The organism is Mesorhizobium sp. B3-1-8, from assembly GCF_006439495.1.
In the GTDB taxonomy this organism is placed as follows: domain Bacteria; phylum Pseudomonadota; class Alphaproteobacteria; order Rhizobiales; family Rhizobiaceae; genus Mesorhizobium.
The window spans coordinates 1-17,057 of sequence record NZ_VFTK01000025.1 but is presented as its reverse complement, the minus strand read 5'-3'; the positions used below and the strand labels follow the sequence as shown (position 1 = coordinate 17,057).

At 56.3% G+C, this 17,057-nt stretch carries 14 protein-coding genes and 2 pseudogenes; 9 read left to right on the top strand and 7 right to left on the bottom strand.

Annotated elements, in window-relative coordinates; genetic code table 11:
• The first annotated feature begins 105 nt into the window (after positions 1-105).
• The 7 genes and pseudogenes from FJ424_RS22165 to FJ424_RS34105 all read left to right on the top strand — a co-directional run.
• Entirely contained in the window at positions 106-621 is a 516-nt protein-coding gene (locus FJ424_RS22165) for a hypothetical protein (RefSeq protein ID WP_140655464.1), read from the top strand.
• A gap of 24 nt (positions 622-645) precedes the next feature.
• Complete coding sequence (locus FJ424_RS22160) at positions 646-933, top strand: hypothetical protein (protein WP_140655466.1); 288 nt, start codon at positions 646-648, stop codon at positions 931-933.
• A gap of 219 nt (positions 934-1,152) precedes the next feature.
• Positions 1,153-2,229 carry an extracellular solute-binding protein gene (locus FJ424_RS22155; RefSeq protein ID WP_181182086.1) on the top strand — a complete coding sequence of 359 codons (1,077 nt, stop codon included), beginning with the start codon at positions 1,153-1,155 and terminating at the stop codon, positions 2,227-2,229.
• A 205-nt stretch (positions 2,230-2,434) separates the two neighbouring features.
• Complete coding sequence (locus FJ424_RS22150; protein WP_181182087.1) at positions 2,435-3,271, top strand: ABC transporter permease; 837 nt, start codon at positions 2,435-2,437, stop codon at positions 3,269-3,271.
• Between the two features lie 4 nt (positions 3,272-3,275).
• Positions 3,276-3,911, top strand: a complete 636-nt coding sequence (locus FJ424_RS22145) for an ABC transporter permease (protein WP_140655474.1) — start codon at positions 3,276-3,278, stop codon at positions 3,909-3,911.
• 180 nt (positions 3,912-4,091) lie between these two features.
• Positions 4,092-5,177 carry an ABC transporter ATP-binding protein gene (locus FJ424_RS22140; protein WP_181182088.1) on the top strand — a complete coding sequence of 362 codons (1,086 nt, stop codon included), beginning with the start codon at positions 4,092-4,094 and terminating at the stop codon, positions 5,175-5,177.
• A 44-nt stretch (positions 5,178-5,221) separates the two neighbouring features.
• Positions 5,222-5,414: pseudogene (locus FJ424_RS34105) on the top strand (electron transfer flavoprotein subunit beta/FixA family protein); the annotation flags it as partial.
• 666 nt (positions 5,415-6,080) lie between these two features.
• Here FJ424_RS34105 and FJ424_RS22130 read toward each other — a convergent pair.
• The 4 genes from FJ424_RS22130 to FJ424_RS22115 all read right to left on the bottom strand — a co-directional run bounded on the left by FJ424_RS22130 (position 6,081) and on the right by FJ424_RS22115 (position 11,297).
• Complete coding sequence (locus FJ424_RS22130; RefSeq protein ID WP_140655480.1) at positions 6,081-7,097, bottom strand: phosphotransferase; 1,017 nt, start codon at positions 7,095-7,097, stop codon at positions 6,081-6,083.
• A 5-nt stretch (positions 7,098-7,102) separates the two neighbouring features.
• Positions 7,103-8,383 carry an aspartate aminotransferase family protein gene (locus FJ424_RS22125; protein WP_140655482.1) on the bottom strand — a complete coding sequence of 427 codons (1,281 nt, stop codon included), beginning with the start codon at positions 8,381-8,383 and terminating at the stop codon, positions 7,103-7,105.
• A gap of 435 nt (positions 8,384-8,818) precedes the next feature.
• Positions 8,819-9,577 carry an SDR family oxidoreductase gene (locus FJ424_RS22120; RefSeq protein WP_140655485.1) on the bottom strand — a complete coding sequence of 253 codons (759 nt, stop codon included), beginning with the start codon at positions 9,575-9,577 and terminating at the stop codon, positions 8,819-8,821.
• A gap of 37 nt (positions 9,578-9,614) precedes the next feature.
• A complete protein-coding gene (locus FJ424_RS22115) occupies positions 9,615-11,297 on the bottom strand; it encodes a thiamine pyrophosphate-binding protein (RefSeq protein ID WP_181182089.1) in 1,683 nt (560 codons plus the stop codon).
• A gap of 628 nt (positions 11,298-11,925) precedes the next feature.
• Here FJ424_RS22115 and FJ424_RS22110 point away from each other — a divergent pair.
• Positions 11,926-12,756 carry an IclR family transcriptional regulator gene (locus FJ424_RS22110; protein WP_246677322.1) on the top strand — a complete coding sequence of 277 codons (831 nt, stop codon included), beginning with the start codon at positions 11,926-11,928 and terminating at the stop codon, positions 12,754-12,756.
• A 99-nt stretch (positions 12,757-12,855) separates the two neighbouring features.
• Entirely contained in the window at positions 12,856-13,815 is a 960-nt protein-coding gene (locus FJ424_RS22105) for a 3-hydroxyacyl-CoA dehydrogenase family protein (RefSeq protein ID WP_140655491.1), read from the top strand.
• Between the two features lie 128 nt (positions 13,816-13,943).
• Here the strand turns inward: FJ424_RS22105 and FJ424_RS22100 are convergent.
• From FJ424_RS22100 to FJ424_RS22090, 3 genes and pseudogenes are all read right to left on the bottom strand, one after another.
• Positions 13,944-15,475, bottom strand: a pseudogene (locus FJ424_RS22100) (IS66 family transposase).
• A gap of 69 nt (positions 15,476-15,544) precedes the next feature.
• The gene (tnpB, locus tag FJ424_RS22095; RefSeq protein WP_023709031.1) at positions 15,545-15,901 is read right to left on the bottom strand and encodes an IS66 family insertion sequence element accessory protein TnpB; all 357 of its coding nucleotides are present in this window, start codon (positions 15,899-15,901) and stop codon (positions 15,545-15,547) included.
• The gene (locus FJ424_RS22090) at positions 15,898-16,278 is read right to left on the bottom strand and encodes a transposase (protein WP_246677321.1); all 381 of its coding nucleotides are present in this window, start codon (positions 16,276-16,278) and stop codon (positions 15,898-15,900) included. Before FJ424_RS22090 ends, tnpB begins: the two co-directional genes overlap by 4 nt.
• Positions 16,279-17,057: the final 779 nt, after the last annotated feature.

The window sequence follows — 17,057 nt, the reverse complement described above, 5'->3', positions numbered from 1 at the left end:
TTTCCCCCCTTGTTCCTGCGAGCGGCTGAAGGTCATCAACCGCAATAAGCTATTGAATGGGCTAGTCTAAACAGTGGTGTTGATAACGAATAGGTTCAGGCTTTCATGAACGTGGACACGCACTTCTTCAAATCTAGTCCCACGGTGCCCAATTCGCGGTACCCCGTGTTGATATACAGGAACGCCATTTCCGGATCTCCTGGAGATTTCGAGGCCCTGCTGCGATCGAACGGGTGGTTTCCGGATTGGTACAGTCGCCGCGGTCTCTACCCAAAGCACCATTTCCACAGCGATGCGCACGAGTTGATAGGCTTCACGAGAGGTGCTCAGAGGGGTCGGATCGGGGGAGAGGATGGTGCTGACGTCGAACTGGAAAGGGGCGACGTGGTCGTGGTTCCGGCAGGCGTCGGGCATCTTGGACTGGCGATCAGCGACGACCTCGACGTGGTTGGAGCATACCCCATGGGATACGGCATCCACGACTTCCGCCTTTGCGAAGAGGCGGAATTCGCTGAAGCGCTAGAAAAAGTCTTGCGCGTCCCGATACCGGCGAAGGATCCCCTTTTTGGAACGACTGGGCCGCTTCGCGAAATTTGGGACAAGCAAGTTGCTTTGGGCTGACGCCGCCGATGATTGGAGATGCACATGTTGAAGCCCCCCCCTCCCGCAGAGGAGCATGATTTTCTTGCAGACAACAATTCTTATGCCGGCGTCTCCGCATCAGTGGAAACGGGTGAAAGCGGTGACACTGCACTGGGCCACCTTCTGAGTATGAGAAGGAAGCTGGTTATCCGGCGCAGGCAATTCGCTGCCGATGCCAATAAGAACCCTGTCGTGTATCTGGGGCGAGCAATAGACATTCGCAACCTTCAAAAGCTCATTCGAGCTTTAGATGAGGCAATTGAGGAAGAGATTCGAGAAACGAGCAGATAGTTTCTTCGATTTTTTTGCAATACGCTACAGATACAACTGACGCTTTTAAGGCGTCTGTTGTAACAAGTATGTTTTTCACGAAAACTCACCGAAAATAATCATTGAATTATGGTTTAGAATAGCTCTTTTCAGATTGACACCGGAGCGGTGAGGTGTCTCATTAATGGAATTATATTCTAAATATGGTCGCCCTTGAGAGTCGCCGAAGGAGGCATGATTATGGCTAAAGCAGATCCATTCGGACAGATTAAGCTAACCAAGCGAGAGTTCCTGAAGGCGAGCGCCGCAGTCGCAGCGAGCACTCTTGCAATGCCTGCTCTCGCACAATCCAAACCTGAGCGACTCTTTGTTGCCGACGGTGGCTCGATTCTGCGGGACGCCTATAGCAAGGCATATTACGAGCCCTTTGAGCAGAAGACCGGGATCAAGATTGTTCCCCAGGCCTATATGGGTGCTGCCGAAATCAAAGCCATCGTCGAGAACAAGGCTTGGGGCCAAGCCGACGTGATCCTAACGGCAACCGCAGAAGCCAGCGTCGTTCAGGAACAGGGCCTTGTCGAACCGATCGACTACGGGATGATCGACCGCGCTGACTTCTTCGACAGCATGGCGACAGATTATTGGTTCATGACGCTCGTCGCAGGAAGTTGCCTGGCCTGGAACACCGACGTGTATCCGGGCGATAAGGCGCCGAAGTCCTGGACGGATTTCTTCAAGAAGACGGGCGATATAAAGGGGCGGCGGACGCTTCAGAAGGCCGCGACACTCACGCTGGACATTGCTGCCCTCGGCGATGGTGTTCCGCGTGACAAGCTCTATCCCTTGGATATAGACAGAGCAATCGCTAGCCTGGATCGGATCAAGGACGATCTTGTCTGGTGGACGAGCGGCTCGCAGTCGCAGCAGAACATGGTGAGCGGCGAGGCCGATATGGGCTTCCTGTGGAACGGCCGTGCCCAGCAGCTGAAGGAACAGGGCAAGCCGATTGATTTCACTTTCCAGGACGCAGTCCTGGACGGGGACGCCTTCGTCATCCCGAAGGGCCACCCTAACAGCAAGTGGGCCCAGGAGCTTGCAGTGATTGTCGGCCAGGGGAAAAACCAGGCGAAGCTGACAGATTATGTGCCATATGGCCCGGCCAACAAATCCGGCGTTGCATTGGTGCCAGCCGATCGGCTGGCTAGGACTCCAACTGGGCCGGAAAACCGGAAGATTACCATCCTGCAAGATTTCTCGTGGTGGGCGAAGAACGGCGCCGAGGCCATGCGGCGCTTCACCGAATGGACCAACGGCTGACCGATTGATCAGAAGGGCAGGCGTCAGTTGGCGTCTGCCCTTCTCGTCCATGTCATCTCGGGAGAGTTCGATGCCCCCGCCGGGAGCATGGTCATCTCAAATATTCGGCCAGTGCAGACACTTGAAGGAAACGACGCATATATGTCGGCTCTCTTGGCGAGTACCACCCCGACGATCGTCGACCCCGAACTGGAGGCCTCTGCTCATGTCTAAGAGCTGGAGCCTGGACCGCGGCTATCGCCTTCTGAGTCTGCCGGTACTTTTGTTTCTGGGGCCTGCTTTCTTGCTTCCGCTGCTAGTTGTCGTGGTCAGAAGCTTGGTCCAGCCCACTTGGGGATTTGGCAATTATGAAGCGATTTTCTTCAGCCCAGCCCATATCAATGTTCTGATCAATACGTTTCGGACCGCCCTCACGGTTTCTATCTGCACTTTGTTTCTAGGTTATCCGTTCGCATACTTAATGTCTCGGGCCAACGGCCTGAAGCTAAACCTGATGATCGCCCTGATCATGATCCCGTTCTGGACGAGCGTTATCATCAGGACCTATGCCTGGATCTCGCTGCTGCAGCGACGGGGCGTCATCAACAATACCCTCCTAGACCTCGGGTGGATCGGCGAGCCCCTCCGGCTGCTCAACAACCAGCTCGGTGTTCACATTGGTATGGTCCAAATTCTCTTGCCGATGGTCATTTTTCCACTGCTTAGCACCATGAGGCAGATGGATATGACCAAGATTCGTGCAGCCTCGATCCTCGGAGGCAATCCGATCCAGGTATTCTACATGGTGTATCTTCCGTTGTCCCTGCCCGGCGTGTTTGCGGGCTTCCTTCTGGTCTTCATAACAGCGCTGGGGTTTTACGTGACGCCGGCCCTGATGGGCAGCGCTCGGGATGCGATGGTCTCAATGCTGATCGAGCAGCATGTACGCAAGACGCTGAACTGGCCGCTAGCATCGGCGCTGTCGACTACTCTTCTCTTCATCTCGGTCGGACTGTTCTTGCTTTACGAGCGGCTTACCCGCATCAAACCGGGCAGGGTCTGAACACATGTGGAAAACCTTTATTAAAGGACAATCGATTGCCATCCACATAGTTGTTTATATGACGATGGTGTACCTGATAGTTCCTACATTGATTATCTTTCCGCTATCGTTCGGCAGCGAGCGGTACTTGAGCTTTCCGCCCGAAAGCTATTCTTTGGAATGGTATCGGCGACTGATCGATACCTCGGGTTACTCGCTTTCCTTCATAAATAGCCTCAAGGTAGGTGTCCCGGTTACGATTCTCGCCGTTGTCATCGGTACATTTGCAGCGCTTGCAGTTGTTCGCGGCAGTATACCATTCCAGCGATCGTTCTCCGCGCTGGTTCTAGCGCCGCTGATGCTGCCGCAGATCATTCTGGCGATCGGATTGTTTCCGGTTCTCGCCGCAGCTGGTTTGATTGGCAGCTACACCGGCGTAATCATAGCCGACACCGTCATTGCCGCACCACTAGTAATGATCACAGTTACCGCCTCTCTACGGGGTATCAGCCCAAATTATGAGCTTGCAGCCATGACCATGGGCGCAACTTGGTGGCAATCCTTCTGGAACGTCACCTTTCCGATGATCAGGCCATCTATACTCGTAGGCGGTCTTTTCGCATTCGCCTCCTCGTTCGATGAGATTAGGCCTTGTTCCTAACCGACTCGAACACGATAACTCTTCCAAAGTTCATGTTCGGCGAACTGCAGTATCAGATGGACCCGACGATCGCAGCAGCATCGGCCATCGTTGTAAGTATTTCCTTGCTTTTGTTGGTGGCAGTAGCCTTCATCCAGCGTCGTTCTTCTGCAGCTTCTTTAAATGGGTCGTCCCACTGACATGGCTGATAAGCGTGGTCACAAGCTAAGTTTTCATGGCATCGCGAAACAATATGGATCCCTATACGCGCTGCGCCCGACGAGTATAGACGTGGAACCCGGTGAAATATTTGCCGTCATCGGCCCAAGCGGATCCGGCAAGACGACTCTGCTGGGTCTGACGGCGGGCTTCATCATGCCAACCTCGGGAGAAATCCGTATCGACGATGTCAACGTTGAGACGAAACCGCCTTTTCAGCGGAACATCGGAATGGTGTTTCAAGGGTATTCTCTATTTCCTCATATGACAGTCGCCGAGAACATCAGCTTCCCACTGAGGGTGCGCAAGGTTCCAAAGTCGGACATAGCCACCCGGCTGGCGCGGATGATCGATCTCGTTCGGCTGGGAGGGATGGCGGACCGCTACCCGTCTGCGCTCTCGGGCGGACAGCAGCAACGCGTGGCGCTTGCGCGGGCGGCCATCTACAATCCCCTGCTGCTATTGATGGACGAACCGCTCAGTGCCCTCGACAAGAACCTGCGCGACGAGATGCAATATGAGATAAAACAATTCCATCGTCTGGTGGGCTCGACCTTCCTTTATGTCACGCATGATCAGAGCGAGGCTGCCTCCCTTGCGGACCGGATCGCGATCATGCGCGATGGCCGCATTGAGCAGGTCGGTTCGGCTCGCGAACTCTACGAGTTGCCGAATAGCCGCTTCGTGGCCTCCTTTCTGGGGCACGCCAACATCATCGACATTTCCGAGCTCAAGCGGGAGGCCGGTGGCGTCAGCGTTCGAACGAGTTCAGGGACGGTCATGCGGTCCACACATGTTCCGGTCGGCAGCGCCGGCGAAATCTGCGGGTGCATTCGGCCGGAAGCGATGATCATCGCAACGGAAAATCTGGCGATGGACAATATGGTCTCAGGCATTTTGGAAGACGTCACCTTCCTGCCGGGGGCGGTTCGCTGCAAGGTGCGGCTCGACAATGGAATAGAGTTCCAACAGCAGCAGCCGACCAGCCGCTCGCTCGAAGCCATTCCCGTCGGACAACGAATCAACCTTGGCTGGTCGGCCTCAGATATGCTTCTGATCCGTCAGTAGCTTCCCGTTCTAAGAGCGCGGTCGAGGAGGCGATCTGTCTGAAGGAAGTCGACCAAACAGGCCAGATGCTGGGGCGCGGTGTAGATTCACGCTGCAAGGTCGCAATTGAGGGCGACAAGGCCAAGTTGACTCGCGAAGTCGACGGCGGGCTGCAGACCGTCGAACTGACGATGCTAGCGATCGTCACCACCGACCCTGCGCCTTAACCAGCCGCGCTATGCCTCGCTGCCCGACATCAGGGGCCGTCGTGTCATCATTTGGATGTCAACGGAGGATTGCACAGTCGCCTCAAACAAAAAACTTGGCTGGGGGGGTCCTGGACCCTTGAACCTCCGTCCTGTGATCTCGAGACCGATTGAATGGTCGGACAGCTGCACCACTGCCTAGAAATAAGGATCGACTCTAGTGTTTCGTCCCAGCATCGATAGTGAACGTCTTTGGGCGGACATCATGACGATGAGCTGCATCGGTTCGCGGCCTCATAATGGCTGCGATCGGCTGGCGTTGACCGACAGCGACCGTGATGCGCGCCAACTCTTTCGTCATTGGTGCGAGGAAGCTGGTCTCGCAGTTTCGGTGGAAGTCATGGGCAACATGTTTGCGGGATGAGAGGGGGCGGATCCGTCACTTCCGCCGGTCCTGGCGGGGAAGTCACCTTGATACGCAGTCACCAGGTGGGAAATTTGATGGACCGCTCGGGCATGTTGGCGGCGCTAGGATGGATCATCGGGAATACGAGTCCATCGCTGCTCGCCTGATCCGGGTGCAGCAAGACTTCTGCAAAGATATCCCATCCCGTGCCATGCACGAGATCCTGCGCCTTACTCGTCTCGTCGGCAGGTTGGACACTAGATAAGGCCTCCGGCTCACTCGATAGTCCGTGCGCTTGAACCTCGAACCTCGCTAGGACAGATCGCTATCGAAGCCGAAACTCGATGCGAGCGAAAGGCACGTATCTACAAAGTAAGACAGCCGACCAGCTGATCCTGGAATTTCACGCCGCTCTGCAATCCATCCGACATATGTCAGGCTTCGGAGAAGGATAAATATCGGCAAGGCGGCAATATCTTCTTCTCGAAGTTGGCGTCGGCTGCAATAGCCAGAAAGAAGCGATGACTTGATCAAGTCATAGTTGCGTTCGTTTCGGTGGCCGAACAAAACCGTAGCCAGATCGAACACGCGCCATCCGAACCCACAATCGTCGAAATCGAGCAACCCGATGCTATCACCATCCACGATTACATTCTCGCGGACCAAATCTGCATGGATCATGCCGTAATCTAGCCCGCTTGCTTCAATCAAACGAAGCTTCGGCTGCAAGAACACCCTTAGCCTCGAGAGGCGATCCCTTTGCTCGTTCAAAAGATCGGGGCAATCCCAGAATCTGCCCCAAAAAGGTGTCTCTCCGAGCAATCCTTGGAAATCCCAGGCGTGCCGTTCGAAATCGGCAGGCATGGCCCATTCATCTGCAGCGTTGTGCATTTGAGCTATTTCGGCGCCGAGTGCACCGAATATTCGCGTGAGGCGCTCCTCGCTGAAGGCGAGCGGGACGCCAACGTCACCGATACGCTCTCCGTATACCCAGCACATAACGTCAGCATATTGTTCTTCAAAGACAATATTGTTAGGAAGACGCGCCAGAAATTTACCGTCATTTGCTGGCAAAAGCCCCGGAACCGGCAGTCCTTTCGACCGGAGGTACGACATCCAGGTAAGCTCTGACTTCAGCGAAGCCTCTTGATGATAGCCAGCGCGATGAATTCTCAACGCGGCTGGCTGTCCATCGATCTCTACCTTGAACACGGCGTTCTCGCGATACTTTACGAGCTGAGGCGTCTGCCCTGAGGCATTCCAGTGTGAAAGCGCCTCTTTGGCTCTGAGGTCCAAAGCAGCCTGCAGTTCTGCTGAGATCGTGGTCATAGTGGCTAAAGCCGTCCGAGAGCGTCGTCGAGCGTCGACAACATGAGATCCGCGTTCTCGACAGAGAACGGCATCGGCGGACGGATCTTCGTGGCATTTTGATGTATGCCTAGCTTCCCGATCAGGATGCCTTTTTTGCGCATGTCTTCAGTTACCTTGACCGCCAGATCGGGGGCAGGGGTCTTGGCTGATCGGTCATGCACCAGTTCCACACCGAAGAAGAGACCAGCGCCGCGGATATTGCCGATCATGTCGTGCTTCTGCGCCAGCCTTCTTAGGCCATTGATCGCATAGGTGCCGACGTTCCTTGCATTTTCGAGAAGGTTCTCATCGCGAAGCACGTCAAGGACTGCGCGTGCGGCCGCGCATGAAACCGGATTTCCACCAAATGTATTAAAGTAGCGGAACTGCTTGCGGAACTCGTTGATCAAATCCGATCCCGTCACGACGCCGCCGATTGGATGACCGTTTCCCATCGGCTTTCCAAGTGTCACAATGTCTGGAACGATGCCTGCGCGCTGATAGCCCCACATGTGGCCGCCGGTTCGTCCAAAGCCCGGCTGTACTTCGTCGGCAATTATTAGGCCGCCGGCCTTTCGTACGGCAGCGACAGCCTTCGTAAGGAACTCTGCGGGCAGATCCGGGAAACCTTCGTTTGAGAAAAAGGCATCAATGATTAGCGCTGAGAAGCCGTGCGGTGTCTTCTGCAGATCTTCAATTGCCGCCTCCACTTTTGCTGCAAATGCATCAGCGAATGCTTGGCCAGCCTCTCCACCGAGCGGGCGATAGCTGTCAGGAGCAGGCACGTGCCGGACATGGCCGCCAAACCCTCCAATCGGTGGTGTGCGCACCGAGAGCTGAGATCCAGCGGCCGTATTGCCGTGATAGGTATGATCGGTCGCGATTACGCCGGTCTTGCCGGTCGCCACTTGAGCAATTCGCAATGCGATATCGGTCGCCTCGCTGGCGGAGCACGTGAGGGTTGCGGTACTTAGGCTCGGTTCAAACGTTGCGGTAAGCTGCTCGATGTAATCGAGAATTCCTTCATGCAAGTAGCGTGTGTGTGTATTGAGTGTGGCCGCCTGTTTGGCGATTGCGTCGACCACATGAGGGTGACAATGCCCGACATGCGGTACGTTGTTATAGCAATCCAAGTAGCGCTTGCCGTCGGCATCCCATAGCCACACACCTTCTCCGCGCACGATATGCACTGGGTCTTCGTAGAATGTTACAGCGTTTTCGCCGAGGAGCTTGTCGCGACGCTTAAGCAATTCAACTTTAGACATGAGCCTGTCCTCTTTTAGGTTGATTGTTGCATAATAGGTGCTATGGGCGCTCGCGCTTCTGAGCTTAGAGCGGCCACCGTATGGGGCAGGCTCAACCCTGCGATTGCTCCCAGCCGCCACGCGACACCGGTCTGACAAAGACGCTGGGCCTCTTCGTGGATATCGGGGCCGATACCCTCGTCTGTCTCCGGTGGCGCGATGAACAGTTCAGTTGCTGAGATTCAATAAATTGGAATTTAATTCCATCTATCATTGTAGGCAGTGGCAACCGATTTCTGCAAGCAGAATCTTCCTCGCAGATGCAAAAGTGGAGATCTCGATCGGGAAACGGCGTGCCTTCTGACCCTTCCGGTCAGCTTCGCGTTGGTTGCGCCGGTTGTCGACTTGTTGTCTCGATAAGTTGAAAGCGGCATAGGCGCTCTCGCACTGCCCGTTCTACAAGGTAAGTCCTCCGTCAACAACGATGGTTTGACCGTTGATCATTGGAGCGCCAAAGCCCAGATAGACAATCGTTTCGGCAATGTCCTCGGGAGCACATCGTCGGCGCAAAGGCGTTGCCTGAATGGAACTGCGTCGTTGCTCTTCGGTCCATTCGATCTGCCAGGTGCTGTCGACTGCGCCTGGCGCAACCGCATTCACACGCACTTTCGGCGCCAGTCCCTGCGCGAGATGACGCGTGAGGGTGATGATGCCGGCCTTGCTTGCAGCATAGGCCATGCTCGAGCCGCGTGATGTGAGGGCCGAAACCGAGGCGAGGCTAACAACTGCTCCGCCCGCATCCTTCAAAATCGGGGCGGCCGCCCGAGTCAAACGGAACAAGCCGACCAGATTGGTCTGCAGAACTGCCGACCAGAGTTCATCGGTAATAAGTTCTAAGTCTGTAGCCGAGATAGGGTGCCGCGCGCCGGGCGTGGCGGCATTGTTGACCAGAAGATCGATGCCATCCAACTGATCGACGACGCTGGTGACCAATTCGTCTTCATTTCCGCCGCCTATCGTGAACGGAGCGTTGATCACGTCAAATCCCTGATCTCGCAGTATTTGTACCTCCGTGAAGCCTCGTGGATCGTCCGGGAGGTGGTTCAGCGCAACTTTGCACCCCGACTCTGCAAGACGCTTTACTGTCGCGAGGCCAATGCCGGACGCACCGCCTGTCACGAGCGCACGTTTCCCCGAAAGGTCATAACTGAGCATGGATGTCTCTCTAAATTAGTGATTTCTAGCCTGACAGTCACATTGGACTGACTGGTTTCCATGGCGTTGGTGCGCGGGGCTCGATGTCCGTTGCGACGTCGATAACCACTGGCTCCTTTAGGGAAATGGCTTTGCTCAAGGCCTCTGCAATTTCCGGGGGGCGTTCGACACGAATTCCGTGAACGCCGAAGCTTTCGGCAATTTTGGCGAAATTAAGTGGTCCAAAGCAACCGAGTTCGTCAGGATTGCCGGGAGTCTCGCCTTGGGCCGCCCGGATGCCAGTAATCGACTGGCCAAAGCCACTATTGTTGTTCACGATCACAACGATTGGAATTTTATATCGACGAGCAGTTTCCAACTCTGGTAGGTGATAGTAGAAACCACCATCGCCGATGAAGCAAAGGACGCGCCGTTCAGGCGCTGCGCATTGTGCCCCCATTGCCGCTGGGAAAGACCAACCGAGGGATCCGGCGGCCCGCAAGTATGTTTGACCAGCTCCGTTTAGCTCAATATGTGTGCATGTCCAGATCGACGAATATCCGGTATCGGCGACAAGGATTGCGTCAGCGGGAAGAGCATCGCCAATTTCATGACATAGTCGTTCGACCTTTATGGGAGCAGAGTTATCGGTTAGAGCAGGCCTGACCGACGCCCTCCATGCATCCATACGTCTTGCAGCTGTTTCGGCAAAATCCATGTCACGGTTCAAGTTGCCGGCCATCTCTCGCAAGCGCGCGAGGCACATTTTGGGGTCGCCGCAAATGCCGACTGTATTTGGATAGTTACGGCCGATCTCCAGGGGATCGATATCAAGATGGACGATCGGCGTTTCCATGGATGGCACTTGCCAATCCAGTGTCACCTGATCGCCGGTTCGACAACCGACGAAGAGGACGACGTCAGCCTCGCTGACAGTCTGATTAGCCGGGGCGGCAGAGTAATTGCCGACCGTACCTACGGATAGAGGGTGTCTGGTTGGAACGATGCCTCGCGCGCCCAGAGATGTCGCGATTGGCGCCTTGAAACTTTCGGCAACTGTCAGGAGTTCGCGCCCTGCGTTTGACAGCATTGCACCTGTTCCGGCAACAATTGCCAGGCGTTTGGAACCTTTCAGGCGAGCGATCGCTGCCGCGAGCTCGGTCTCATTCGCAAGCGTACGATGCATAGGCGCCGGACCGGGAGAAATGCCACTGCCAATTGGCGCATCAATCGTCCCTCTCTCAACGCGCTCGCCCATAAGCCCGTCGAAATCGAGGTGAACTGGGCCAGGCGTATTGGCTAATGCTGTTCTCCAAGCATATCCAAATACCCGCGGCACGTCGCTGGCCCTATCGACATCACCGGTAAATTTTGTGACGGCAGAAAACAGGGGCTGGTGTGGAACTTCCTGATATGCGTTGCGATATCGGTAGGAAAGCACCTTTCGGCCCGTTATCGCTATGACAGGACTTTGTGCCAAAAACGCATCCTGCAAGCCTGCTGCGAGATTGGCGGCGCCCACAGCCTGCGAAAAACAAAGTCCAGGCGCGCTCCGGACTCGCGCGTAGCCATCGGCCATATAGGCTGCGGCCTTTTCACTGTGGACCAGTATCCGTTTTATGCCGACTTGCTCCATCTCAACCAGAGTGCGGCGCATCACGGCGTCGATGAAGAACACATGGTCAACGTTGTTCCTGGCAAGGGTTCGGGCGAGCCATTCTGCGACAGTGAGGGAGGTCATTGATCCATTCCTGTTTACATACTCAGATTTCGAGCATGCCAACGGACGCTGAAGGTCGATCGGCATTTGATGACGCGTCTCTCAAAGCCAATATGATTGGTCGGCCTGATCGCTATCGGCTCAGCCCAAAGTCAGATCACAATTGAATGCCGCAGCGCCTGAGGACTAGACACCTCTGGGTATATTGACCATTGATCCATTATGCGTCAACAAAAATGGAATTAAATTTCGCAATTTTTAATTCAACGAGGAACCGGCTCATTTGCTGGAGTGGGATGGCAAGCGAGTACCGTAAGACCATCATCCCTGGAGCAAGTCCTTGAGCAAAAGCCTGGGGCGCTATCGAGCAGTTCCGGTCGGCCTTGGCATAAATCGCCTGCGCTCTGAAGAGCCTAGTACAAAAAGGTGCAACCGGAGGGGTGGGCTGAGCGGCTGGGGATGGCATTCTTCAGAAGCACCCGCCGTTCCACATTGTTTCATTCCCATTCGGAGTGCTTGGAGATTCCGTCGATCTATGGCGTAAAGCTACCCCGTTCCGTTTCCGATTTGACAAGCTTCGCAACCATCGTCAATATAATGAAATTAAATTTCGTTTTTGTTTGCGCCTATAGCCGCTGACGAGGACAAGGTGAAAAAAAGAGCAATATCCAATAGCGATGGCGACGAAGGCGTGCACTATTCGACCGCTCTGTTGCGCGGCCTCCAGATACTTAGGGCTTTTACGCCTGCGGATCAGTCTTTGGGAAACCTCGAACTGGCCGAACGCACAGGCTTAGCAAAGGCAACTATTTCCCGCCTCACGCATACCCTCGTCGGCTTGGGCTATCTCAACTACGACCACTCGCTGGGACGCCACAGTATCGGACCCGCGACAATAGCGCTCGGCTACTCAGGTCTAAGCGCGAGTGCAGTCATTTCCGTAGCGCGGCCCCTGATGCAGATCCTGTCGGACCAGACGAATCTCACTGTGTCCATGGGCATCAAAGAGGGCATGGACATGATGTATGTCGCCTATTGCCGCTCCCAGAGTCCAGTCATGTTACGTGTGACCGTGGGTGCACGGTTGCACATGTGGCGATCAGCTATGGGGCTAGCCTACATCGCGGGGATGAACGAGGTGGATCGAGAAGACCTAGTTGAAAAGCTACTCCGCGCTGAACCGCAAAACTCCGAGCGTATCCAGACGCTAATTAGTGGCGCGCTCGAGCGGTACGGGCGGGATGGTTTCGTAGTGTCCTATGGAGAATGGTATTCCTTTATCAACGCCGTGGGTGTGCCATTCATGCCAACGGATGGCTCGCAGCTCGTGGCGATAACTTGCGGTGGCACGACCGAAATCGCTACAAAAGAATCCTGCGAAACAACGCTCGGGCCGAGCTTAAGGCAGTTTGCTGTTGATTTGCAAAACGGGCTTTCTGGACAGCCAACACAGCCGGCTCTGTTTCCTAAAGGTGACTAAGTCCGAGCGAGTTCTATTAATTATATCATTAATAGCAAGCAACTAGAATTTTATCTGGCAAAAGATTTCTGCCGGTGTACGAGTATTGGGGAGAAGAGAATGCAGGTAACGGAAATTCCGTATAAGAGAGTAACCATAGTAGGATCAGGACTCCTCGGGCATGCAATAGGCTTGGTGCATGCGATGGGCGGGTGTGACGTCATATTAAATGATCTCACTACGGACGCACTCGAAAAGGCAGTTGCTCAGCTTGCAATCACAGGCGACGTTATCGTTTCGACGAACGGAGCAACCCGCGAGGAAGTTGACGCCGCGATTTCAAGAATATCGGCTTGCGTAGACCTAAAAAAGGCAGTTTCTGGCGCAGATCTCGTCGTCGAGGCGATCAGCGAGGACGTCGACGCCAAAAGAAGGGTATTTGAGGAAATCGATCGATGGGCGCCGGCGCCCGCGATCATTGCGAGCAATACGTCCCACCTCGACGTATTCCCTCTCTTTCCTGGACGCCGTCTCTCGAACGCCCTGATCGTCCACTGGTATACCCCGCCGTACATCGTCGATCTGGTCGATATTGTGGGTAGTCCGAAAGCTTCTCCTGCGACAGTTGAAACAATGAAAAACTTCCTGGTGGGGCTAGGAAAACGGCCGGTGGTCCTCAAGGCGTTCGTGAGTGGCTATATAGCAAACCGCTTGCAGGCGGCAATAAGTTTGGAGATTTTTTCACTTATTGACCAAGGGATTGCGACACCTGAAGACATTGATACGTCAATCAAGTATGGAATTGCCGAGCGAATGATATTCCTTGGCCATCTTATGAAATGCGATTACAGCGGTGTTGCCCTTATAAAGAAGACTCTCGCAAACAAGACTTATGTGCCGCCGGTGGTTCGCGGTCGCTCGGATGCTGTTGACAGTCTTGTTGCATCGGGTCGCCTTGGTATTGTTTCTGGCGCGGGGTTCTACGACTATGGGGGGCGATCAGAAGCCGAATTGGTCGAAGAGCGGGATCGTAAACTGTTTGCCCTGAAAAACGCGCTTAAGGCGATCGGACGCAATTAGTAACGCAATTGCGGTCCCGTTAGCCGCACAAAGAGGCACTGACGGGGAGTGTTCGGCCGCCGCGCTCGTGGTGCCGTCCAGGCTTGTTCTCAATGAAGACGCGACTAGACTAACCGTAAGCGGTGTTCTCAGGCCACGGCCTTTAGCTCGGGCGCCCGAATGTAGGCCCAAGGCAGCAGGTCGTCGATCTGGCTGTTCGGATGGCTGTTGACGATCCTGGTGAGTACATTGGCGAGATAGCCGAGTGGCTCGACGCCATTGAGTTTGCAGGTTTCGATCAGCGACGCAATGACTGCCCAGTGTTCGGCACCGCCGTCCGAGCCAGCGAAGAGCGCGTTCTTGCGGTTGAGCGCGATCGGACGGATGGAGCGCTCGACGGTGTTGCTGTCGATCTCGATGCGGCCGTCGTCAAGGAAGCGCGAGAGGCCTTGCCAGCGCGAGAGCGTGTAGCGGATCGCCTCGGCGAGCTTTGTCTTCTGGCTGATCAGGCCGAGCTTTTCACGCAGCCAGGGTTCGAGGTCGGCGACGATCGGGCGGCTATTTTTCTGACGCATCGCACGGCGTTCATCGGCCGATCGGCCGCGGATATCGTCCTCGATCTTATAGAGGTCGGCGATCCGTCTCAGCGCCTCACTGGCGATCGGCGCGGGACCGGCTGCCGCCAGTTCATAGAAGCGTCGGCGCACGTGTGCCCAGCAGAAGGCGAGCGTCACGTCGCTCTTGTCGGCCAGCACACGATAGCCGCCATAGCCATCGACCTGTAGGATTCCAGTGAAGCCTGCGAGATGAGCGATCGGACGCTCGGCCTTCCGGTCGGGTGCGTAGACATAGGCGACGCCCGGCGGGTCGGCTCCCTGCCATGGCCGATCATCACGCGCATAGGCCCAGAGCTGCCCAGTCTTGGTCTTGCCTCGGCCGGGATCGAGCACCGGCGCAGTCGTCTCGTCGGCGAAGAGCTTCGGCGAAGCCTTCAACTTGCCAAGCAGCCGCTCATGCACCGGACGCAGGTGCCAGGCGGCGCGGCCGACCCAGTCGGCGAGCGTGGAGCGATCGAGATTGATGCCCTGCCGGGCGTAGATCTGTGCCTGACGATAGAGCGGCAGATGATCGGCATATTTTGAGACCAGGACCTGGGCGATCGTTGCCTCGGTCGGAAGGCCGCCCTCGATCAGCCGGGCGGGCACCGGAGCCTGAACGACCACATCCTCACAGGCGCGGCAGGCATATTTGGGCCGGCGCACAACGATCACACGCAGCTGCGCCGGAACGATGTCGAGCCGCTCGCTCACGTCCTCGCCGATGCGATGCAGATCATTGCGGCAGCACGGGCAGGCTTGATCCTCGATGTCGACGACCATCTCCACGCGAGGAAGGTGTGCCGGCAGCGCGCCCCGGTTCGCTCGGCGCTTCGTGGCCTTTGCTTGGCGCTCGGCGGGAGCAGATTGCTCCTTCTCTTCCTCGCCGGCCGCCTCGAACTGCTCGGCCTCTTCGAGGCCCAGCAGCAACTGATCCTCGGGGAGCGTCTCAGCACGACGGCCGAAGCGGTGACGCTGCATTCCTTGATGATCTGGTGAAGGCGGGCGTTCTCGACGTCGCGCGCCAGGACCATCGCCTTCAGCGCGTCCGGATCGTCGGGAAGCTGGTCAGCAGTCATCGCCATGACAGGATCAGACCATATTCGCCGACAGCCCGCGACAGCGGAATCCAGGCTGATTCACTTCGTCGCGGGTCAGCCGGCCTGGGCTGGAACGCGGGTCCGGCGCGCCTCGTGGACTCGCCGCCAGTCAAGCCCTTCGAGTAGCGCCGAGAGCTGCGCGGCCGTCAGCCGCATCATGCCGTCATGCACTTTCGGCCAGCGGAACTCCCCATCCTCCAAACGCTTGGCATAGAGGCAGACGCCGGTGCCATCCCAGAAGATCAGCTTGATCCGGTCGGTGCGCTTGGCGCGGAAGACGTAAACGGCGCCGCTGAACGGATCGGCGCCCATCGTCTCGCGCACCAGCGCGGCCAATCCTTCTGCCCCTTTCCGGAAGTCCACCGGCTTGGTCGCTACCATCACCTTGACTGCACCCGTCGGCCCGATCACGTCGTCGCCTTCAGCGCGCGGATTACAGCGGCCACCGTCTTGGTATCGGCGCCACGGCCAACGCGCATGGCGATGCCGTCGATCTCAAGCTCAATCACGCCGGCGTCTCGGGTGTCTTTCCGGTTCCGCTGCTTCGGTGGACGCCTGGCTATAGGTTCCGGCGCGCCCACCACCGCCGGCACGAAGGCGGGAGAATCTTGCTGCACCGAAGCGGCCTGTTTGCGCGCCTCGCGACGCCAGGCGAAGACCTGCTGCGGCCTGAGACCATAACGGCGGGCGACCTCGGAAATGATTGCGTTCGGCTCCAGCGTCTCCGCAATGATCCGTGCTTTGTCATCCACCGACCATTGGCGCCGACCGCCAGCACCGTTGATCACCTCGAAACGTCGAGGCTGCCGCTCAGGGTCAAGCGTAAGGTCAAGTCCAGACACAAGCCGATCTCCGATCCCAATACAGAACCGGCAACCTCACAGATCGCGACCTCTCCCGAAAGGTGGCCCCACAACAGCGCTTACGACTAACCAGCTCAGCAATGGCGTTTAGTCCATTGCGCGAACCAAGCCCTCTCCCCTGTGACATCGCAAGACGAGCTTGGCCGCAATGCCGGTGCTAGGCGTGCAATGCGTGATCACGGATATTGTCGACCCACGGAAGCAGTTTGGCTTTAGGGTCGCTATTCGCCGTACCGGCACTCCAGCGCGTTGGCAATTCGCTCGCAAAGCGATTCTGAGGTCACGACTGTGAGGTGGAGACGGAGGCGGACTCCGTGTGTATCAACCGGGGTAGTGACAATACGGCGATCAGAGTACTCGGCGAGGTCGAGCACATCGTCGATGATAAAGTCTGGTATTTCAGGAATCCTCTTAGCGCGCTCATCCACCGGGTTCCCAAATTGGTGGCTTTCCGGGTAGGCCAAGTCTAATTCGCTGGAATTCGGCGTAGCTCTCGGCAACGGCTTGAGCGTTGAACAGACGCCGAGTTATTTTGCCATTTTCGACGACCTGAACAATCCATTGGCCGTCGACACTTTTCAATCGCACGTCATTCGGTTCTCCGGCAACCATATCCGCGATTCCGTTTTAGGCCGTAGTGACGATTTAAGGAATTGGGATTCCCACAGGCCGGCAAATCAGATTCAACACTGATTTTTGGGGAT